Genomic DNA, 18437 nt, shown 5'->3' with positions numbered 1-18437 from the left:
TCTTCTTTTTCTTTTTTACTCTTCATATCATCAGATTTTGTCTCTTTCTCTTTAGATTCTTCACTTTTTGAGCTGTCTTTTTCATCTTTATTTTTATCTTTCTCATCTGAAGATTTTTCTTGTTTCTCATCAGATTCTTTTTTGTCTCCATCCTTTGAGTCTTGTTTTTCATCGCCTTTTTTATCTTTGTCTTTTTCTTCTTTTTTCTCATCAGACTTTTTATTATCATCCTCTTTGGAATCTTGTTTCTGTTTTTCTAAAAGCTTTTTTACCTCTTGGAGATTTTCTCTCGTATCTTTGTCTTCTTGTATCTCTAAAGATTTCTCATATGACTCTATTGCTTTTTGCAGACTATCTTCGCCCTGCTCTTTAACATAAGCGTTACCAAGATTTGAGTAGTTTTTTGCTCTTGCTTCAGGGGTGTCAAAGGTGGCTTTTTTATAAGACTCTATAGCCTCTTTATATTTTTTTTGTTTATAGTAAGCATTAGCAGCATTATAGTAACTCTCGCCATTTGCACTTTCTTTTGCATACTTTTCATAAAGTTTAGCCGACTCATCATAGTTGCCTTTTTCATAAGCTTCTTTTGCTTTATTTAGCTCCACAAAGTCTAAGATTCCTGCTTCTACATGTACATTTGTAAAAAGCAATGAAAAAAGTATAAACACGGACGGCAAAGATACACTTTGCCTCTTACTCATAGAACTGGTAGCTATGAGTAAAATCAAAAGTGCCATTGCTACAGGGTAGTAAAACAGAGGTATATATCTCTGAATCTCCTCACTTTTTAGCTCTTTTTCATCACTGATATTTGTTATCTCTTTAAGCATAGTTTTTATGTCATCAGAAGATGTTGTGCTTTGTATATAAACCCCGCCTGTTTTTGTAGCAAGCTCAGATATACTCTCATTTAGTTTGGAGACTATAATATCCCCGTTTTGTTTGATAAAAGTTCCATCTTGAAGTTTTATAGGAGCACCTTTTTTAGTTCCAACACCCAATATAAAAACGCTAATCCCATGCTCTTTAGCCATCTCTATCTCATCAGAAAAGTCACTTTTGTCGCCGCCATCGCTGAGTATAAGAAGATACTTTTTCTCCTGTGCCTTTTGAGTCTTAGAAACAACATCAAGAATTGATAAAAAATCAGTTCCTTTTTCTGTGATAGACTGGGTATTTAGCTGTCGAAGTAAAAAGGCAACTGCACTTGTATCAAAACTTAGAGGTGAGACAAGATATGAGTTTTTTGCAAATGCAACTATGCCTATGCGCTCATTTGGCGACTCATCTAAAAGTGTAAGTGCTTTTTGTTTTGCCATCTCTAGTCGGTTTGGATACACATCCTCGGCCAACATAGAGTCTGATATGTCCAAAGCTATCATGATATCTGCACTCTTTGCTTTTATCTCAATTGTACCGTCTTTTATGACAGGCTCGGCAAGCGCTAAAATCATAAAAAATCCCATTAGTAAAAACAGAGCATTTCTGGCTTTTAGTGTCAATGTGTTTGCACTGACTCGCAATCTATCCATTACTTCTTTGCTAAAGTAGTGTGCCTGAGACTCTTTTTGAGTGAGCAAGAGTGCAAAAAGTATGAAAAGTGGAGGCAACATGTAGTACAAAAATTCTGGATGTAAAAAAGTCATGCGTAGCCTCTTCTGTTTCTTAGGAATATATAAAGCATCAAAGATATTAACGATACAAAAAGTGGAAAAGCATAGTAATATTTTATATATGTAAAACTCTCACTCTTTATCTCAGACTTTTCTAACTCATCAATCTTTTTATATACCTCTTTCAGCTCAGCAGCACTCGAAGCTCCAAAAGCAACTCCGCCTGTGTCTTCAGCAATTTTTAGCAGAACATTTTGATTATACTCATGCGGCATTCCTATACCGATAGGGTAAACCTTGACACCCTCTTTTTTCGCCATCTGTAAGGCTATATCTAACGGTATTTTGTCTATCTCTTTCGTGCTGTATCCATCGGTAAGTAAAATCGCCACCTTACTTTTTGATTTGCTCATCTTCAACAGATTCACACCTTGCGCCAAAGATGTGTTTAGTGCCGTGTATTTTCCTGCCATCCCGATGTATAGCTGAGAGACTATTTTATTTAAAATATTTTCATCATAAGTCAGTGGAGAAGCTATAAACGAATATTGTCCAAAGACGACCAGACCGATATTGTCACTTTTTCTATGACTTACAAAGTCACCGACAATCTCTTTTACTACATCAAATCTTGTGAGCTGTTCATTTCGAGCGTCAAACCCTTGTGCTTTCATAGACTCAGAAGCATCTAAAATAAGAGCTATCTCATAACCCTCTTTTGGCTCTAACTCATAAGGCTCATCTTTTACCGGAGACATAAGAGCCAAAATCAGCATAACTATGCCAAGCCATTTTAGAAAAAAGAGTGTTTTAGAAGCTGAAACAGACTGTTTTAAAAACTCTCCCGTATGAGGAAAATATATAGAGGGAAGTTTCATCTTACAAAGCGAGGCACAAGCTATAAAAAAGAAAATGACAAAGATTAGTTTAGGGAACTCAAAATAAAGTCCATCAAACATCAATCATCCCCTTGTATAGTTCTATATACCCAAGGACTTCACTGTCAAATTTTTCTACACTTTTTTTGTACTTGTACATGTCAAGTCTGTTTGTTATATTTGCATACATCTCTTGATGTCTTGGGCTGTCATCTTTAAAAGTTGCTCCAAACATCGTAATAGCATAAGCACTACGCTTTGTGTCATTTAAATCTAATGAGTTTAGTAGTTTAATATGCTCTTTTCTTATGTTAAAAGCATTGCGTCGTTTAAACCATAGATAAATAAAATATGCAATTGCACATGTCAAAATAACCACAAGCAGGCTTACACCTAAAAAGTAGTACAGAGAGTACTCTTGAACTTCCACTATAGGCTTTATGTCATGTAGCGGGATATCATAACTCTGAGTCTGCTGTGCCTGCATCTATCTACCCTCAAACAATCTGCGAAGATCTACACTTGCAAAGCTGTCAGTATATACTTTTGTAAATCTTATCTGGTCTTTTCGCAGAGTCTCAAAAAGTTTATGGTCATGTACTTGAACTTTTTTACTATATGCCTTAACGCTTGATGAGTTAAAGTCTCCCTCTAAAACTGCCCCACTCTCAGGGTCAACCAAAGATGCAAAACCCATTTCAGGTGGATTTTCTTCAAGCTTATCTCTAACAATGATAGAAAGAACTTCATGTTTTCTAGCTAACAGTCTAAAGTCAGGAATCTCAAAATAATCTCCAATGACTAAAATAAGTGACTTTCTCTTTAGCCTCTTAAACAGAGTATCTGCTATAACTTTGAAATCTACTTTTTTATTTATAGCGTCAAAACTTAGAACTTCATCTACATATTTTTGTATCTGGTGAAGTTTTTTACTTGGTTTTGAGTGAGATATCATCTGGTCTGTAAAGATGTAAGAACTAAGCAGGTCACCGTTTTTAAGAGTAGAAAAACCTAGAAGCGCCGCTACTTCGGCAATGCTCTCCTGCTTGAATTTTTTAGAACCAAAATGCACACTTCCGTTTAGTACAGAAACTATTACAACATTGAGCTCTCTCTCTTCGCGAAAGATTTTAATGAATGGCTTTTGCATCTTAGCCGTAATATTCCAGTCGATATGACGAATATCATCTCCTGGCATATACTCACGAAGCTCAATGAAGTCATAACCCTCACCTTGAAAGATAGAGGGATTGTTCCCGACCATTTCGCTAAAGACTTGGCGTCTTGCACGAACCAATATTTTTTGCAGTTTACTCATGATAAACCTACGGTATTGCTACAGTCTCTAAAACTTTTTGAATAATTTCATCTGTAGTAATACCCTCAGCTTCTGCTTCATAAGTCAGTACAATACGATGTCTCATCAGCTCTTTTGCAATAAAAGCAACATCAACAGGTGTTACAAAGTCTTTACCACGCATAAATGCCATAGCTTTTACAGCTTTAAACATGTCAATACTTACACGAGGTGAAGCACCAAACTGAATAAAGTCTTTTATTTCATCAAGTCCATATTCACTTGGATTTCTTGTAGCATTGACAAGCTCTATCATATATGCTTCAACTTCATCATCTACATGTACATTTTTTATAGCTTTTTTTATCTGATTAATATCTTCATGAGTCACTACAGCATTTATGGTCTCAAAGTTACCGCTTGACATTCTTTTGGCGATTTGCAGTTCCTCTTCTTTTGTGTTGTAATCAACTACAAGTTTTAGCATAAACCTGTCTAGCTGAGCTTCTGGAAGTTGATAAACACCCTCTTGTTCAACAGGATTTTGAGTTGCCATTACAAAAAACGGAGGTTCTAATTTAAAAGTAGTATCACCTAAAGTGACCTGTTTCTCCTGCATAACTTCAAGAAGAGCAGACTGTACTTTTGCAGGAGAACGGTTAATCTCATCTGCTAAAAGAAGGTTTGTAAAAATAGGACCTTTTTTGATTTTAAAACTGTTATTTTGCGGATCGTAAATCTCTGCACCAAGTATATCTGATGGAAGTAAGTCAGGAGTAAACTGAGCACGCTTAAAGTTTAGACCCAAACTCTGTGCAAGTGCATTTACTGTTGTCGTTTTAGCAAGTCCCGGAACACCCTCTATGAGAATATGTCCATCACAAAACAGTGCAACAAGAAGAGAATCTATCATTTTCTCCTGTCCAACGACTACTTTAGAAACTTCTTTTTTAATCAACTCAATCTTAGAAATCATAAGCTTTTTGCCTTATTTGTAAATTGCCAAAAGTATAACTAAATGGGGTTAATGATTGGTGAAAAAAAATGTGTATAAATTATAAATCTAAACCTATAACATTTGCTATACCGTCTTTTTTTATCATCTCATTCAATTTTATAGCAACATTCTCTTTGGCTATCTCATATCCTTGCGTAGATTCTCCTATAATATTAAGCTTATTACTGCCTATTACAGAGCCTCTATAATCTCTAGTTCTGATATCAATCTCCGCGCTGGCTATTGTAAAACCGCGTGAAAAAGCTTTTTGATTTTTTGATGTGACAGTTATAACAAAGTGTTTCTTGCCTGTGCCATATTTGATTTGAAGTTTCTTTTCACTCAGCCCATTTGCTATTAAACTCTCAAGATTTTTTGCTTCACTATTACTCTCTATAGTAAATGTTATACTTGAGATTAATTTATCATAATCGCTATTGATTCTACTAGCCTTGTCTAAATACTCTTTACCGTCAAAACCGCTGTTAAGTACATTCATTACAATCAATGTATTTTCAACATTTTGAACATTACTCTTTGCTTTAGAATAAATACTTAGCTGCTTAATGGCGTGATATCTATCAAGCGGCTCTGTCTCTTTTTCAATAAGAGCAAACTTTTGCTCAAGTTCACTTTTTAAGCTCTCAAACAATTTTTGTTTATCTGATGTTATTAGGACAATATGCTGTCTAAACCCAAGTTCTGTACTTTCAAGAAGCTCATAGCTACTTATACGAAGTTTTTCAGAGTTAAGCTGTGTTGCTACTGATGCACTCAAAGCTGAAGTCATATTGTTTAGTGCATTAGCGACAGCTTCATCTTTATTTGCAGCCTCACCTATTGCATAAAGCGTTGTTAAAGTTGTTTTTGGAGGGTTGACATACCAAGTCGGAACTACTTTTTTCTGGACAATATTCATATTTTTTTGAGAACCACAACCGGTTAAAAACAATAATCCTACTAATATGGCTATTATAAATGATTTCATCACTGTATCCTACCTTATCAACTCTTTTGTTTAATATACTTTATTTGATATCTCACTCACTGTATCAGACTACCACGCAACTGATTTATTGCTCCCTCGCTTACCTATGACCCGCTCATCTTCCCAAAATGCTAAACCGGTCTTAATATCCGTTAAAGACATTTGAAAATAGTATTCAACTCTTTGAGTTTTGCTGTCAACACGAATGTTTCGTTGAAGTATTTTGCCTGAAAGACTAAGGTCAGGTGCAATCATTTGACCTTTTTGTGCAACTGTTTTTTGAGCAAACTCCTCATTGTCTCTAAGCTCTTGTCTTGTTTGCATCGCCATTTTATCTTCGGCACCGTTTACACCTACCGCAGTTGTTACGACAACTTTACCGCTGCGAAGCAATCCAACGCGTATTTTTTTAACCAGCTGGTCTGTGTCAATATGCTGCATAGTATCATTTACTATGCGAGACACAACAAGGACATAACGCCCTCCGTCTTTTTTATTTACAGCGCCTGAAGCAAGAAGTGACTCTGTCATATCTTGAGCAGCCCCTTGAAAATCTCTATAGTCAAGCCCCATAACAGCTTCACCTTTATCGTTATTCATGTCAATATTTGTAGTCTTTGTTGCACATCCACTAAACAGAGTGAGAGTGGCACCTAAGATTAATATCCATCGTATTGTTTGTCGCATATTACTTCCTTATCTCTTTTTATATATAAACGAAATGTTTTCGCTTTTGTACTTGGTGATGTTGCATTGATGTAAAAAGGCTGATCGGCATATGCCGGAATGCTTTTCCACTTAGAGAGGATACTCTCGATTTTAAAACCATCTTTATCAAGCCACACGATTCGGTATTCAAGAACTTGATAATTACTTGAACTGTTTTCACCAATAACTTGTGCATTCATAAAACCGTCAGATTTTTTGCGTCCTTTTATATCGCTAATCGATATACTTCCATCGCCGCATTTATCAATTATTTTTACAATTGCGTCGCTTGGTTGTGCAGACTTGTTACATCCTGATAATGTGAACATTGCCAAAATAATTAATATGATTAATTTCATAAAAACTCCTTAAAAATTTATAATAGAAAAACTTGGCTTAGATATAGCAGTTGGTATTCTAACATAAACAATAGAATGTTTGGCATTTTTATCTAACTCAATATCTATATTGTGCTCCCCTGCTTTTAAAAGCAGTTTCGCATCACTCGGCATTAAAACTCTGGCAACCTGAAAATCTTTTGGCAGGCTTTTCCAAAGTCTGACATCTGCACGAGTTGTCAAGAGATGAAAAACAGTAGTTGCTAAGCCAAGATAACCGTTTTCTTTTTTTGCTTCATATTGTGTATAAGTCTTAAGCATTGCAGAAAATATTGCACGCGTTAAAATATCATCATATGAGTACTTAAACTCGGTCAATATTACACGGTCCATATCAGCTACTGTCGATGTTTTGTCCAAAAGTTTTCCATGAGATAAAATACTCATATCGTATGTTGCTCTGCTTCTTGTGTACATTTTAGGCAGAGCGATACCTATATAGTTTATTTTTTGTGACACTAGATACATCGGAATGTCAATTTTATATTCATGCTTAACGGGGCTTAAGCCATTTTCATAAATTACCCACACATATTTCTCTTGAATCCCTCTTCCTAAAAGAGCTTTTTCGACCATCTCAAAATCAGACTCAAGAGTTTTATTTTCCGGCATCATTCCATGCGCCTCTTTAAGCAGTGATGATGATTTGGAGTAATCACCATCTATAGCAAAAAACAAACCTGCCAAATATGTTGTAAAAGGGTTTATAAAATCCGGATAAGCCTCAAACTGTCGCAGAGATGAGTAGTTTCTTTGAGCTATACTTTTAACCTGTGGATTATTGAGTGTTTTATCAAAAACAGTTGGGTTTTTTTCTCTTCTCTTTTGCGCGATTGCTTCTTTTTGTTTGCCTATCAACTTCGCATAAGTTTCTTTAGCACGGCGTTGACGATCGACTGCACGGTTAAGCTCAACACGGGCTTTGTCTAGTTTTTTAAGTGCCATATAGTCAAGCGATTTATATGTATTTACCATAACTGCTTCAGTTATAGATGCTTTATAATCTACTGCCGCATCATTTAACAGCAGCTGCGCTGCATAATCTCCCGCATTAAGAGCTAGTATCCTTTCATGTTGAAACTTGATAATAGCCTCTGACTCATCTAACATCTTAATACTGTTTTCATAATCCTTAGCATAAAGATAGTTATTGCCGGCATTAAGCATTGAGAGGAGATTTGATACATCAAGTTCACTGTTTTTATCTTTATTTTCAACTGCAAGAGCAGCTGCCTCGGCATAATCACCTGCGATAAACCTTTTCTCTTGCTCTAAAGTATTACTCAAATCAACCCCGATTGAATTTGCCAGATTTGCCATACAGCCACTAAACAACAAAGAGACGAGACTTGCAAATATTGTAAATCTCATTTGGCAACACTCCACACATATAGCTCACAGCTATAAGGATCAAGCCAGATGTCTTTTTCAACACTTGGCTGCACTTTGCTTGCACTTTTAACAACTGACGATGTTTCAAAAATTTCACCGGATGTATCGCCATTGACGATTTTTAGTACTTCATGCTCCGAGATTATCTGCGTTTTTAAGCGCTTTTCAAGAGATGCTTTTGCCAAAGAGAGGGCAACTCTTTTTTGTTCTTCAAAAGTTCTTTTCTCCTCTTTTTCGGCAATTCCGACACTTCCCATAACTCCGTTTTGATTGGGACGAAAAAACCATACCGGTTTATTTTGATAAAGGCTTGATTTTGTAGTGATTGTTTTTAAAATATTTGGCGCATAACAACGGCTTTTCATAAGTTCGTCTTTGTCAAATGGACGAGTTTTTAAAACAGAAAGAGCAGTTTTGTGGGTTTTCTTAGCTTTTGTATTTCCTATCAATCTGTCAATTTTCTCTTTTGAACTCTCAACAAGAACATATAGTCTTGCATTTTTATCAAAATATGCATCAACCTGATAACTTTCATTTAAAAAAATCTCTGAAAGTGCTGTTACTTTATCACTGCTCTTATTTGAGATTTTTTCTCCTTGTGTTTTTGACTCACTATCAAAAACTGAGGTAATATATGATCTTAGATTGTGTGCCAAATCATTTCTTGCCTTGTTCATGGCCTCTAAACGCTGAGAATATATACCCTGAAAATTAACCTCGCTTGAACCGACTGCACGCAAAGGCTCAAAACTATTTACCCATGTTGGAAGCTGCTCGTTTTGTTTTACTTCTGGCTGAACGGTTAAAGAACACCCTGTAAATAAAAAAATCAAAAGAGGTAAAGTAAGCTTATACATGTCATCCCATATTTTCTTATAAAGATTACTCTTCTCTATAGAGTGTTCCTCTAGCGACTTCTCTGTTTTGCTCATCACTCTGCATAAACAGAAGTTGCGTGTTGTTTATCTTTTTTAAAGATACAAAATGTTCATCTTCACACTTATCTTTTCCATAAGTGAGTTTCTCTTTAAATTTCACAAGAGTAGATGTTTTATCTTGAATAATAAGGTCCCCTCCGCAATTTAATGAGTTATAGTCAATAGTGCTTGAACCACTGTCTGTAATCTCAATGTTAACATCTGCACTTGCGCCGTTTGAGTACATTATAAACCCACTCCACAGACCATAAAAACCGCGTTTGACTTGCTGTATCTGCTCTTGATAACTATTTAAAAAATCTCCATTGTCAGCTTCTTTGGTATCTTTATCTTCAACAATAAACTCTGCATTACGCAAAAAGGCCGGAACATACTCTACGGCTCCAGACATAATATAACTAGCGTTTTGCTCATCATAATCGGCATTAATTATTTGAACTGACAATATCACCTTTCGTGCCTGATTTATAGTTGCACTGCGTATAGAAGGCTTTATCGGTGAGATTGCTTCAACAATAAAAGCACTCTCAGCCGCTGCTTTAAGGTCTCTTGGAGAAATATCTGCATTTGTGTATTTAAAATCGTTGAGTTTAATAAAACGAGGCGTCATATCCTCTATCTCTTCATCCGTTGCGTAAGCCTCTATAGTCACTTGCAAATCGCCGAAATTTTCACCGTTTTTAAAATTCGGCTCACCTTTGATGTGGATAACACCACCTGATTTTTCACTAACTACATCATCCAAGATTTTTCCGCCTACCATTACGGTTTCAGAAATTAAAAATTCACCGTACATCTCTTTTGCTGCAGCAAGTTTTGCTTTTTGAAGTGCGATCTCTTTAAGTTCTGGGAGTGTTTTGTTTGGATAAGAGAGCTGATTTATGGTGATTGTTTTTATTACTGTTTTATCTGCAAAAGAAGAAGTCAAAAAAAGAGTAATCAAGAGCAAAAACAATTTCATTATAAACCTTTATTAAGTTGATATTTCAAACCATTCTAGTTAAAAAGTATTTAACAAGAAGTTAACTTAACCATATTTTTTGCAGTTTTAAGAGATGTAAGCTTTTTTGTCTCTATCTGCAATACTATATCTTTGTATTTTATTGAACCATCTAATGCTAAAATCATCAACAACTCATCCATAGATTTAGCTTTGTCTATTTTATCCAAGAAAACATCGGGCGCATTACTTTTATAGTTGGTTATTTTAATTTTGGCAAGTAGATATCCTGCTATAAAAGTGAGCAAATAGTAAAAATAATCATAATTTACTTTAAAATCATTATCTACCTCATCTAAGAGTTCTTCTTTAACATATCCTTTAGTTACCTCAACTTTTACAGCATCTACATGTAGAGTCTGGATACTCTTAGTTTTTAGATTAAAATACTCCATATTTATCTCAGGTACTTTAAAATCCTTACTTGCTACAAAAGCGAATTTTTGACTCCATGTACCGCTGTAACCAGCTTTACTCAACTCTATATCTTGTATAACTTTCCCAGCAAAAACCTTTACACCTTCTATGTTGAAATCCATAGGTTTTATAGCTTCAAAATTACCATTGCCTTTGATGCTTACATGCAGATGGTAAGGCTCATATGCTTTTACTTTTTGTTTGTCTTTTTTTACCTCAATCACAAAATCACCGACTAGCTCTTTTGGACTTGGTTTAACATCCACTTTTATGGACTTTTGTTTGATTGTCTTGCGGGTAAAATCTGCATACTCTTTGTTATCTCTTCCTATTACAGTATTTTCTATAGACTCTTTAGTGGTTTTTTTCATAGTAGTTTCAAACTCAAAGTTTATCTCTTTGGCTTTTTTAGTAAAAACAACAAACTCGTAACTATTTACTCTTTTATTATCTACAATTCTTTCACTCTCGCTTAATATATGAAGGGTGTAATCTTCATGCTCTTTTTGGGGATTAAAATCAATTGAATAAAGCTCAGACCTGTCACTGAACTCGCAAATATAAGTCAGATGAATCGCTTCATTTACATAGGCTGTTGTTTTATCTGCTTTAGCGCTCCACTCATAAGTTGAAGCAAAAATTTCTACATGTACAAATATTAAAAATATTAAAAAAATCTTACCAAGGTTGTTTTTCATTTACTCCCCTTTTATTTATGAGCTCATACTGTTTTGAGCTTAGTTTTGCTTTGGAACTGTTTAGGTTTATCTGAGACTCTGACTTTGTTTTTTTACCACCATCATCCGCCCCACTGCTAGCCGCTGCACTTACTTTCATATTTGAGCTGCCACCCTCTTTTTGTTTCTTTGAACTTTTTTCTTTTTTTGCTAAAGATGATTTCTTGTTAGTCTGTTGCTGACCGGTGCTCATCTCAACCTTTGCGCCTACATCTTTGATGAAAGCCATGTTCTCATCCGCTTCTTTTGAGTACATAAGTGTAAGAGATTTCAAGTAGGCAACTCTAGCTTTTTTAAACTCTTGAAGTCTAACATATGAATTGCCAATATTATAGTACACAACCGATTTAAACTCCACATGATTTGACTTCACTCTTTCATAACCCTCTAAAGCCTTTTCATAATTACCACTTTTGTAGTTCTTAGTCGCTTCATTAAAGAGTTCTGTGTTTTGTGATGCATTTAGGTTGATTCCAACAAGCAGTAAAAAAGCCAATATATATCTTTTTAGTGTTGTTACACTTATCAAGAAGGTAACTATTGCCAAAAATACAAAATAGTAAAAAAGTTCCATATTTTGAACTATATTTGTTTCGCTTTGCTTATCTTCTTCTTTTTGTGAGTCAAGAGCATCTAAGAGCTCATCAAAGTCTTTTGTGTAAACTCCACCCGTAGCGTCTGAAATCTCTTTTATAGCACTGTTTTCTCTACTGACTACAATATCTCCTAGCTCATCTTTTAAAAACTCACCATTTTCTAGTGAAAGTGTCCCGCCCATAGTCGTAGCAAGCATAAAGACATTTACTCTCATTGAGTTTTGCTTTGCGTAAACAGCTTCGCTCTCATAAGACAACTCATCGGCTCCGTCACTTAAAATAACTACACTGATTTCTTTTGTATTTGACATCTTTCTTGCCAATTTTAAAGCGGGCATAACACTGCTGCCTTTTGTGATAATAAACTTCTCATCAAGTGAGTTAAACAGATGCAGCAGAAGTTCTCTGTCCTCTGTCAGTGGAGAAAGAACGATAGCGTTAGTTGTAAATCCAAGAACTCCAAACCTCGTCTTAGTCTCTACATGTACTAACTCTTTTAAAATCTCTTTAGCTTTTTGTAATCTTGTCGGTGTCAAATCATTTGCTTGCATTGAAAAAGACAAGTCAACTGCTATGACAACATCACTTAACATCTGTTTTGATTTTATTGGTTCTTGTTCTATTACCGGGCGTGAAAGTGCCACTACTATGAATATACATGTCAAAATATATCCGTATGTTGTAAGAGTAAAACTCCTAAAATCTTTTTTTATCAAAAGCGGTAACAGAAACAGCAAAAGCCAAAAATACTCAGGGGAGATAAAACTCATTTTCTCACCTCCCTGTAAAGTAAAAAAAGTAAAAGTCCAAAAGCTAAAAGTAAAAAGATTCCATAGTAATAATCTTTTAACATGTACTCTCTGCTTTTAATCTTTGAAGATTCAAGTTTATCTATCTCAGAGTAAACTTTTTGTAACTCTTTTGCAGATTCTGCTCGGTAAAAATGACCACCGCTCTCTTTGGCAATCTTTGTTAAAAGTGCCTCATCTGCTTCGCCCTTGTTTCCCATACCGATAGTATATATTTTTATATTTTCATCTTTTGCAAGCTTTATTGCATCTTTTGGTGAGACGGCTCCGCTATTGTGTTCTCCATCAGTTAGAAGTATGATGACTTTTGTTTTAGCTTTAGAGTGTTTGAATGCCCGAACACTCACCGCAATTGCCTCGCCAATAGCTGTATTTTGCCCTGCCATACCAGAGGTGAGATAACTTAACATGTCAGTAACTATCTCTTTTTCGTATGTTATAGGAGAAGCTATAAAAGCAAAATCCCCGTATAAGACAACACCGACATTATCGCTGACTCTTTTATGTATAAACTCATGAGCTATTTTTTTTGTTATCTCAAACCGTGTAAGTCGCTCACCATCACTTACTTCATCCTCCGCGTCATATCCAGAAGAGTTCATAGAACCGCTTCCATCAATAGCTAGAACTATATCTTTACCATGTCTATTTTGCGGATTTAACTTATCGATTGTTATAGGAGATGAGAGAGCTATACAAAGTAGTACAAATATCAATACTTTTATAATCCACTCGAGCTTTAAAAAGCTTCTTTTAGCAGACAAAAAGTGCAGATGTACAAAGAATTTTGGTTTAACATACTCTTTGCATCTGTACAGACAGTAAATTATTGGTAATAACAATAAAATCAAGTATGCATATTCAAAACTTATGTAATTCATTAGTTATATTTTAGCCAAAATCCAACACAATATTATAAAACTGTGACTATAAACAACAAATTTTTAAATATTAACAAATTCGTTCTTTTTTTTCTTGACATAAAAAACCTATTTGCCTATAATTCCCATCCACAAACAATATGTTTGTATTTGTCTTGTTAGCTCAGCTGGTAGAGCACGTCACTTTTAATGATGTGGCCGATGGTTCGAATCCATCACAGGACACCATTTTGATTATTTGAACTAATTCAAAAAACCTTTACTAAAGTGGCCCCGTCGTCTAGCGGTCAGGATCCATGGTTTTCATCCATGTTACAGGAGTTCGATTCTCCTCGGGGTCACCACTTATTCTCCATAACACCCAATTTTAAGCACTTTCAAAAACTGATATTTTAAACATTACTATTTGGTACACACTTTAGTCCACAAGCAAGACTCAATTATGGCTAAATACCTCTTAGAACGAAACAAAAAATTATACCAATTCAAGTACAGATTGTAGCTCCACTCTAAACACCCAACATTTTTAAAATATCTTCATATGTTGCATATCCAGAAGAGCTGCCTGCAATGCTGCTTTCTTTTACATAGATGAGACTAGGCATTCCTCTTGCTCCTAGTTTTCCTGCTAATTCAAAGTCTCCTCTAAGCTCTTCTCTCATCTCTTTTGAGTGAAAATAGTTTTCAAATTCATCTATAGAGATGCCAAACTCTTTACAAATATCATGATAAAACTCTAATTTTGTTGGATTCAATCCTTTTGCATAAAATTTTTCTTGAATTTTTGAAAAAAATGCCAATACAGTTGCACTATTGTCATCTTTGCTTTGTAAGATTTTTTTTGCAATGTAAACGCCAAGGCAAGCAGGCTCTGTGTCGTAGTTGAACTCTTTTAGCTCCAAGAGTGTATAGACAAATTTTTGATTTGTTCTTTGATGTATATTTTGCCACTCGTTTTTCAAAAAAGACTTAAACTGCTCATTCCACTCATCGCCTCCACCGATTCTCAGTCCTCCTAAGACCACACTAAATTTTATGCTTTTTTTTGTACACAACTCTTGAATCTGTTTAAGCTCTTTAGACATTCCCCAGCACCACGAACACATAGGATCGCCCACATAAAAAAGTTCTGCCCTGTCTAACTTTAAACTACCCTCTTTTGCATCACTACTACTTATCGTGCATAAACCACTTTGACTATCACATGTTTGCATATAAATCCTTCGTTAATGTATCATAGTAAAACTAAACAATAAAAGCAACAAATAACTTACTTACAAACTTTAAAGCGCAATGAAAACAGATGATAATTATCTAGATATTCATAGGTTAAAACCATTTGATGTTTATCAATAATTTTTTTCACAATATTTAGTCCAAGTCCGTAACCTTTGGAAGCTCTAGAATTCTCCTCTTGAGTAAAAGCTTCTAAGTAGTAAGATATATCATGAGTCAATCTCTCACCTCTATTTTTAACTGTAATGACATCGCCACCTGCGATGACATGTACTGGGTACTCGGTCGTATATTTGATAGCATTGTCTATTAGATTTTTTAGTGCAAGTGAGAGATAATTCATGTCACCCTCTATCAAAAAATCATCTTTTATCTCAATGTTTATTATCGATTCATCCTCCAATATAAGCCTTGAGAGTGCTTCAAGTATCAGTGTTTCTGCTTTAAAAACATCTTTTTTAATATCATCTACAGCATGAAGTTTTTCAATCTCTAAAAGCTCTGCACTTAATCGTTCAAGTTCCGTGAATGACTTTTGTATAATTTCTTTTGAGTCTGAATCATCAAGTGTTTCAACAGCAAACATTCCTTTAGATATGGGTGTTTTTAGCTCATGACTGATATCTCTTAAAAATTCTTCTCTTGAGGTTATTAGAGACTCTATATTTTGTGCCATTGTGTTGTATGTTGTAGCTACATTTCCGATTTCATCATCACTTTTTACCTCTACCCTGCTTGGATGTTTACCCTGTGTAAAATTTTGCATTTTTGAGATTAAATCTTTTAGGGGCGATAGGATTTTTAATATAATAAAAAAAATAGCAATTAACACCACAATATCAAAGAAAACAAGTATATTAAGCAGCCACTGCTCTTGAAAGCTTTTTTGCAGTTGCTTGTCTATAAGCATTATGCTCTCATCCATATAGCGAATAAACAAGAGATACTTACTATCTGTGCTTTTTAGGATTTGTAATTCCCCAAAAGAGTGTGCCCGTTTTAAAATGACTTCCATAGAATCATCAAGCGACATGTCAGATTTGCTTAAATTTAAATTTTGCACATTTTTTTCTATTTTATTGGGAGTTGATGTTGCTAAAAGTAGAAATATCTCTTTTGCATCTTGAAGATATTTTTGAGTGATAAGAGCTTCAACTCTTGAAGTATTTATCTTATCCATCTGATAGCCTATAACTACCATAAGCGAAAAGCTTATTAAGAAAAGAATTGTTATTTTTTTAAAGATTGACATTTGTTATCCTATAAATTTATACCCGATACCCCAAACTGATTTGATATAGTGAGGCTCTTTTGCATCATCACCTATTTTTTGACGAATATTACTGATGTGAGTATCAATAGTTCTAGCTTTTGTGTCGTACTCCAGTGTTGTAGCATTTATGACTTGCTCTCTTGAGACATTTTTGCCTCTGTTTTTAATCAAAAAAACAAAAATTTCAAACTCGATTCTTGTCAGATCAATTGGATAGCCATCAACACTTACACTATATGCACCCTCATCTATTACAAAACCAGAAATATTCAAACTCTTGTTTTTACTGTAACGGCTCAGTACCGCCTCAATACGCAAAACCAATTCTCTTGGCTCATAAGGTTTTTCCAAGTAGTCATCAACTCCTAGTTCATACCCGTATATTTTGTTACCGATATCACCCCGTGCTGAAGATATGATGATAGGAATATCTAGTTTATCTTTAATAGCCTTTGCAACATCAAAACCATCCATCTCAGGCAGCATCAAATCAAGTATGACAATATCATAAGACTCTTTGTCAACAAAGATAGAATGAAGGGCATCTTTTGGATTTGCATATGCGAGTGTTATAAAGTCATAATTCACAAGATAGTTACTTATAAGAGTTTGCATCTGAATATCATCTTCTATAAGCAGTACTCTTTTACTCAACTTCCCACTCCTTCATATATTTAATAAAATCTTTTTTTTGTTTTTTATTGAGCAGTTTATGCATCTTTGCAAAAAAATCTGCTTGTATTTCAACGGAAAGACTCTTTAATCTGTTAGTCAATTTGACAAATTCATCTCTGTCAAAAGTATCAGCTAAAAAAAGTTCTGAAATCTCTTTCGTGGTATCTTCTTCTTCTTCGTGAAACTCTTTGCGTTCATGTTTGAATTTTTTTACAATTTTTACAAGCTTTTTATATTGATGCTCACTCAAGTTTAAATAGCTTACATCAAGTGGGAGACGACGCTCTTTGTATTCATATTCATCATCATCTGCTAAAAGCGGTGACATAAGTAAGAGTAAGATTATTAACAGTTTCATATCAACTCTCCATACTAGGTATTTTAATATTATTATCTTCGATTAAGCCTTTTTCAACATCTGAGTGACAGGCTTTACAGTTTGCTTTACTTTTTATATTTTTACTTTTAAAATATTTATCATCAATGTTTTTATGTCTTTTTTTCCAAAAAGGAGTTTGTGTTATAGCTATAGTATCTTTATTTTGCAAAGAGTTCAATATATTTACAGAAGCTTCGCTGGTGGAATACTCTGCAGAGTTATCTAAGAGATATTTCAAAATGTTTTGTGTATCTTCTGGCTCCAATGATGCGTCATCACCAAAATGTTCTTGCAGGTTTGCCATCATAATTTTCCATGATTCTTTTGGAAGCAGTGAGGGTGGATAAAGTATATGACAAGAGGCGCACTCATTTACAAAAAGTGCGTTCTCCTTTTTATAATCTATTGGCTGATGATATCCAGCCGTAATCATATTGTCTTTTACGCTTAGGGCATAAACTAAGACAAATATACTAAGCCCGATACCTACGATAGATATGATTATTTGTAAAAATGAAAGTTTTGTACTTTCACCTTCTATATTTTTGTATCCATTAACTATGGATTTAAGCGTTTCTTGTTTTGCGTGTAAAAGTCTATCAAGCAAAACACCAATGACATGTGCTCCTATGAGAACCCATAAAGCGGCTCCTAAAAATTCATGAATCTCTTCAAACAACTCCATATCTTTAAAAAATGAGCTATGCAAAAAAGCAAAAATTCCTCTGTTTTCTTGTATGCCATATGTCAAAAAACCGGTTATGGTTAGTAAAAGCAGTACAATGATTATTGCAACCATTGTATATCCTGCCGCAGGATTATGTCCTATGTACTCTTTTTTAGGATTAAATACTGAAAACAGGTACTCTTTAAGAGCAGTAGCATTGAGATTAAAGTCACTAAACTTTGAGTATTTCGGGCCAATAACTCCCCATACCACTCTATATAAAATCAGTACGCCGAGTGCAGAACCAAAAGCTACATGCAGACTAAGAAAATCATCCCACTCAGCTGTAATATATGCAACAAGTACAAATACAACAAGCAGAGTATGAAAAATGCGTGTCGGCAGTGTCCATACATATGTTTTCATCTCACACCTCCTATTAGTTTAATGAACTTTATCAATCATCCCAACGACCATAGTTTGGGATATCTATATCTCTTTCACCATATAAGCCTTTCTCAGCTGTTGTGTGGCAAGCTTTACAGTTTGCTAAAGACT

Annotated in this window: 19 protein-coding genes and 2 tRNA genes; 2 read left to right on the top strand and 19 right to left on the bottom strand. The window is 34.7% G+C overall.

Annotated elements, in window-relative coordinates; translation table 11 throughout:
• The 14 genes from OQK60_RS05495 to OQK60_RS05430 form a co-directional block, all read right to left on the bottom strand.
• On the bottom strand, positions 1–1646 hold a 1646-nt coding region (locus OQK60_RS05495; RefSeq protein WP_297684911.1), incomplete at its 3' end, for a VWA domain-containing protein.
• Positions 1643–2572: a VWA domain-containing protein gene (locus OQK60_RS05490; RefSeq protein ID WP_297684909.1), complete on the bottom strand. Its 930-nt coding sequence runs from the start codon at positions 2570–2572 to the stop codon at positions 1643–1645. The genes OQK60_RS05495 and OQK60_RS05490, both read right to left, overlap by 4 nt.
• Positions 2565–2978 (bottom strand): hypothetical protein, encoded by a 414-nt coding sequence (locus tag OQK60_RS05485; protein WP_297684907.1) that lies wholly within the window; start codon positions 2976–2978, stop codon positions 2565–2567. Before OQK60_RS05485 ends, OQK60_RS05490 begins: the two co-directional genes overlap by 8 nt.
• On the bottom strand, positions 2979–3809 hold the full coding sequence (locus OQK60_RS05480) for a DUF58 domain-containing protein (protein ID WP_297684905.1): 831 nt from the start codon (positions 3807–3809) through the stop codon (positions 2979–2981).
• Positions 3810–3816: 7 nt separating this feature from the next.
• Positions 3817–4764: a MoxR family ATPase gene (locus OQK60_RS05475; protein ID WP_297684903.1), complete on the bottom strand. Its 948-nt coding sequence runs from the start codon at positions 4762–4764 to the stop codon at positions 3817–3819.
• Between the two features lie 79 nt (positions 4765–4843).
• Entirely contained in the window at positions 4844–5773 is a 930-nt protein-coding gene (locus OQK60_RS05470) for an LPP20 family lipoprotein (RefSeq protein ID WP_297684901.1), read from the bottom strand.
• A 69-nt stretch (positions 5774–5842) separates the two neighbouring features.
• Positions 5843–6460 (bottom strand): penicillin-binding protein activator LpoB, encoded by a 618-nt coding sequence (lpoB, locus tag OQK60_RS05465; RefSeq protein ID WP_297684899.1) that lies wholly within the window; start codon positions 6458–6460, stop codon positions 5843–5845.
• Positions 6433–6840: a YcfL family protein gene (locus OQK60_RS05460; protein ID WP_297684897.1), complete on the bottom strand. Its 408-nt coding sequence runs from the start codon at positions 6838–6840 to the stop codon at positions 6433–6435. Before OQK60_RS05460 ends, lpoB begins: the two co-directional genes overlap by 28 nt.
• Positions 6841–6849: 9 nt before the next feature.
• A complete protein-coding gene (locus OQK60_RS05455; protein ID WP_297684895.1) occupies positions 6850–8250 on the bottom strand; it encodes a hypothetical protein in 1401 nt (466 codons plus the stop codon).
• Positions 8247–9203 carry an LPP20 family lipoprotein gene (locus OQK60_RS05450; RefSeq protein WP_297684893.1) on the bottom strand — a complete coding sequence of 319 codons (957 nt, stop codon included), beginning with the start codon at positions 9201–9203 and terminating at the stop codon, positions 8247–8249. Before OQK60_RS05450 ends, OQK60_RS05455 begins: the two co-directional genes overlap by 4 nt.
• On the bottom strand, positions 9154–10170 hold the full coding sequence (locus OQK60_RS05445) for a hypothetical protein (protein ID WP_297684891.1): 1017 nt from the start codon (positions 10168–10170) through the stop codon (positions 9154–9156). Before OQK60_RS05445 ends, OQK60_RS05450 begins: the two co-directional genes overlap by 50 nt.
• 50 nt (positions 10171–10220) lie before the next feature.
• Positions 10221–11324, bottom strand: coding sequence for a hypothetical protein (locus OQK60_RS05440; RefSeq protein WP_297684890.1), 1104 nt, complete (start codon positions 11322–11324; stop codon positions 10221–10223).
• Positions 11305–12729, bottom strand: a complete 1425-nt coding sequence (locus OQK60_RS05435; protein WP_297684888.1) for a VWA domain-containing protein — start codon at positions 12727–12729, stop codon at positions 11305–11307. Before OQK60_RS05435 ends, OQK60_RS05440 begins: the two co-directional genes overlap by 20 nt.
• On the bottom strand, positions 12726–13649 hold the full coding sequence (locus tag OQK60_RS05430) for a VWA domain-containing protein (RefSeq protein ID WP_297684886.1): 924 nt from the start codon (positions 13647–13649) through the stop codon (positions 12726–12728). Before OQK60_RS05430 ends, OQK60_RS05435 begins: the two co-directional genes overlap by 4 nt.
• Before the next feature lie 152 nt (positions 13650–13801).
• On the opposite strand from OQK60_RS05430, the gene OQK60_RS05425 reads away from it, so the two are divergent.
• Positions 13802–13877 (top strand) — tRNA-Lys (locus OQK60_RS05425).
• 41 nt (positions 13878–13918) lie between these two features.
• A tRNA-Glu gene (locus OQK60_RS05420) sits at positions 13919–13993 on the top strand.
• A 165-nt stretch (positions 13994–14158) separates the two neighbouring features.
• On the opposite strand, the gene OQK60_RS05415 is transcribed toward OQK60_RS05420, so the two are convergent.
• From OQK60_RS05415 to OQK60_RS05395, 5 genes are read right to left on the bottom strand one after another with little or no spacing between them, the layout of a single operon-like run.
• Complete coding sequence (locus tag OQK60_RS05415; protein WP_297684884.1) at positions 14159–14863, bottom strand: DsbA family protein; 705 nt, start codon at positions 14861–14863, stop codon at positions 14159–14161.
• Between the two features lie 56 nt (positions 14864–14919).
• On the bottom strand, positions 14920–16137 hold the full coding sequence (locus OQK60_RS05410) for an ArsS family sensor histidine kinase (protein WP_297684882.1): 1218 nt from the start codon (positions 16135–16137) through the stop codon (positions 14920–14922).
• A 3-nt stretch (positions 16138–16140) separates the two neighbouring features.
• Complete coding sequence (locus OQK60_RS05405; protein WP_297684880.1) at positions 16141–16812, bottom strand: response regulator transcription factor; 672 nt, start codon at positions 16810–16812, stop codon at positions 16141–16143.
• Positions 16805–17191 (bottom strand): hypothetical protein, encoded by a 387-nt coding sequence (locus OQK60_RS05400; RefSeq protein ID WP_297684878.1) that lies wholly within the window; start codon positions 17189–17191, stop codon positions 16805–16807. Before OQK60_RS05400 ends, OQK60_RS05405 begins: the two co-directional genes overlap by 8 nt.
• 1 nt (position 17192) lies before the next feature.
• On the bottom strand, positions 17193–18305 hold the full coding sequence (locus tag OQK60_RS05395) for a cytochrome b/b6 domain-containing protein (RefSeq protein ID WP_297684876.1): 1113 nt from the start codon (positions 18303–18305) through the stop codon (positions 17193–17195).
• Between the last annotated feature and the right edge of the window lie 132 nt (positions 18306–18437).

The organism is Sulfurimonas sp., from assembly GCF_026196735.1.
GTDB lineage: Bacteria > Campylobacterota > Campylobacteria > Campylobacterales > Sulfurimonadaceae > Sulfurimonas.
Note: the sequence above shows the minus strand (reverse complement) of the source record. Positions and strands in the feature narration are given on the sequence as shown.

Bases quoted from the DNA above. Each gene is read 5' to 3' on its own strand.
- OQK60_RS05450 (WP_297684893.1), bottom strand. From the start codon at position 9,203: ATGAGCAAAACAGAGAAGTCGCTAGAGGAACACTCTATAGAGAAGAGT.
- OQK60_RS05395 (WP_297684876.1), bottom strand. From the start codon at position 18,305: ATGAAAACATATGTATGGACACTGCCGACACGCATTTTTCATACTCTG.
- OQK60_RS05445 (WP_297684891.1), bottom strand. From the start codon at position 10,170: ATGAAATTGTTTTTGCTCTTGATTACTCTTTTTTTGACTTCTTCTTTT.
- lpoB (WP_297684899.1), bottom strand. From the start codon at position 6,460: ATGCGACAAACAATACGATGGATATTAATCTTAGGTGCCACTCTCACT.
- OQK60_RS05470 (WP_297684901.1), bottom strand. From the start codon at position 5,773: ATGAAATCATTTATAATAGCCATATTAGTAGGATTATTGTTTTTAACC.
- OQK60_RS05485 (WP_297684907.1), bottom strand. From the start codon at position 2,978: ATGCAGGCACAGCAGACTCAGAGTTATGATATCCCGCTACATGACATA.
- OQK60_RS05455 (WP_297684895.1), bottom strand. From the start codon at position 8,250: ATGAGATTTACAATATTTGCAAGTCTCGTCTCTTTGTTGTTTAGTGGC.
- OQK60_RS05475 (WP_297684903.1), bottom strand. From the start codon at position 4,764: ATGATTTCTAAGATTGAGTTGATTAAAAAAGAAGTTTCTAAAGTAGTC.
- OQK60_RS05410 (WP_297684882.1), bottom strand. From the start codon at position 16,137: ATGTCAATCTTTAAAAAAATAACAATTCTTTTCTTAATAAGCTTTTCG.
- OQK60_RS05460 (WP_297684897.1), bottom strand. From the start codon at position 6,840: ATGAAATTAATCATATTAATTATTTTGGCAATGTTCACATTATCAGGA.
- OQK60_RS05415 (WP_297684884.1), bottom strand. From the start codon at position 14,863: ATGCAAACATGTGATAGTCAAAGTGGTTTATGCACGATAAGTAGTAGT.
- OQK60_RS05400 (WP_297684878.1), bottom strand. From the start codon at position 17,191: ATGAAACTGTTAATAATCTTACTCTTACTTATGTCACCGCTTTTAGCA.
- OQK60_RS05440 (WP_297684890.1), bottom strand. From the start codon at position 11,324: ATGAAAAACAACCTTGGTAAGATTTTTTTAATATTTTTAATATTTGTA.
- OQK60_RS05490 (WP_297684909.1), bottom strand. From the start codon at position 2,572: ATGTTTGATGGACTTTATTTTGAGTTCCCTAAACTAATCTTTGTCATT.
- OQK60_RS05430 (WP_297684886.1), bottom strand. From the start codon at position 13,649: ATGAATTACATAAGTTTTGAATATGCATACTTGATTTTATTGTTATTA.
- OQK60_RS05480 (WP_297684905.1), bottom strand. From the start codon at position 3,809: ATGAGTAAACTGCAAAAAATATTGGTTCGTGCAAGACGCCAAGTCTTT.
- OQK60_RS05435 (WP_297684888.1), bottom strand. From the start codon at position 12,729: ATGAGTTTTATCTCCCCTGAGTATTTTTGGCTTTTGCTGTTTCTGTTA.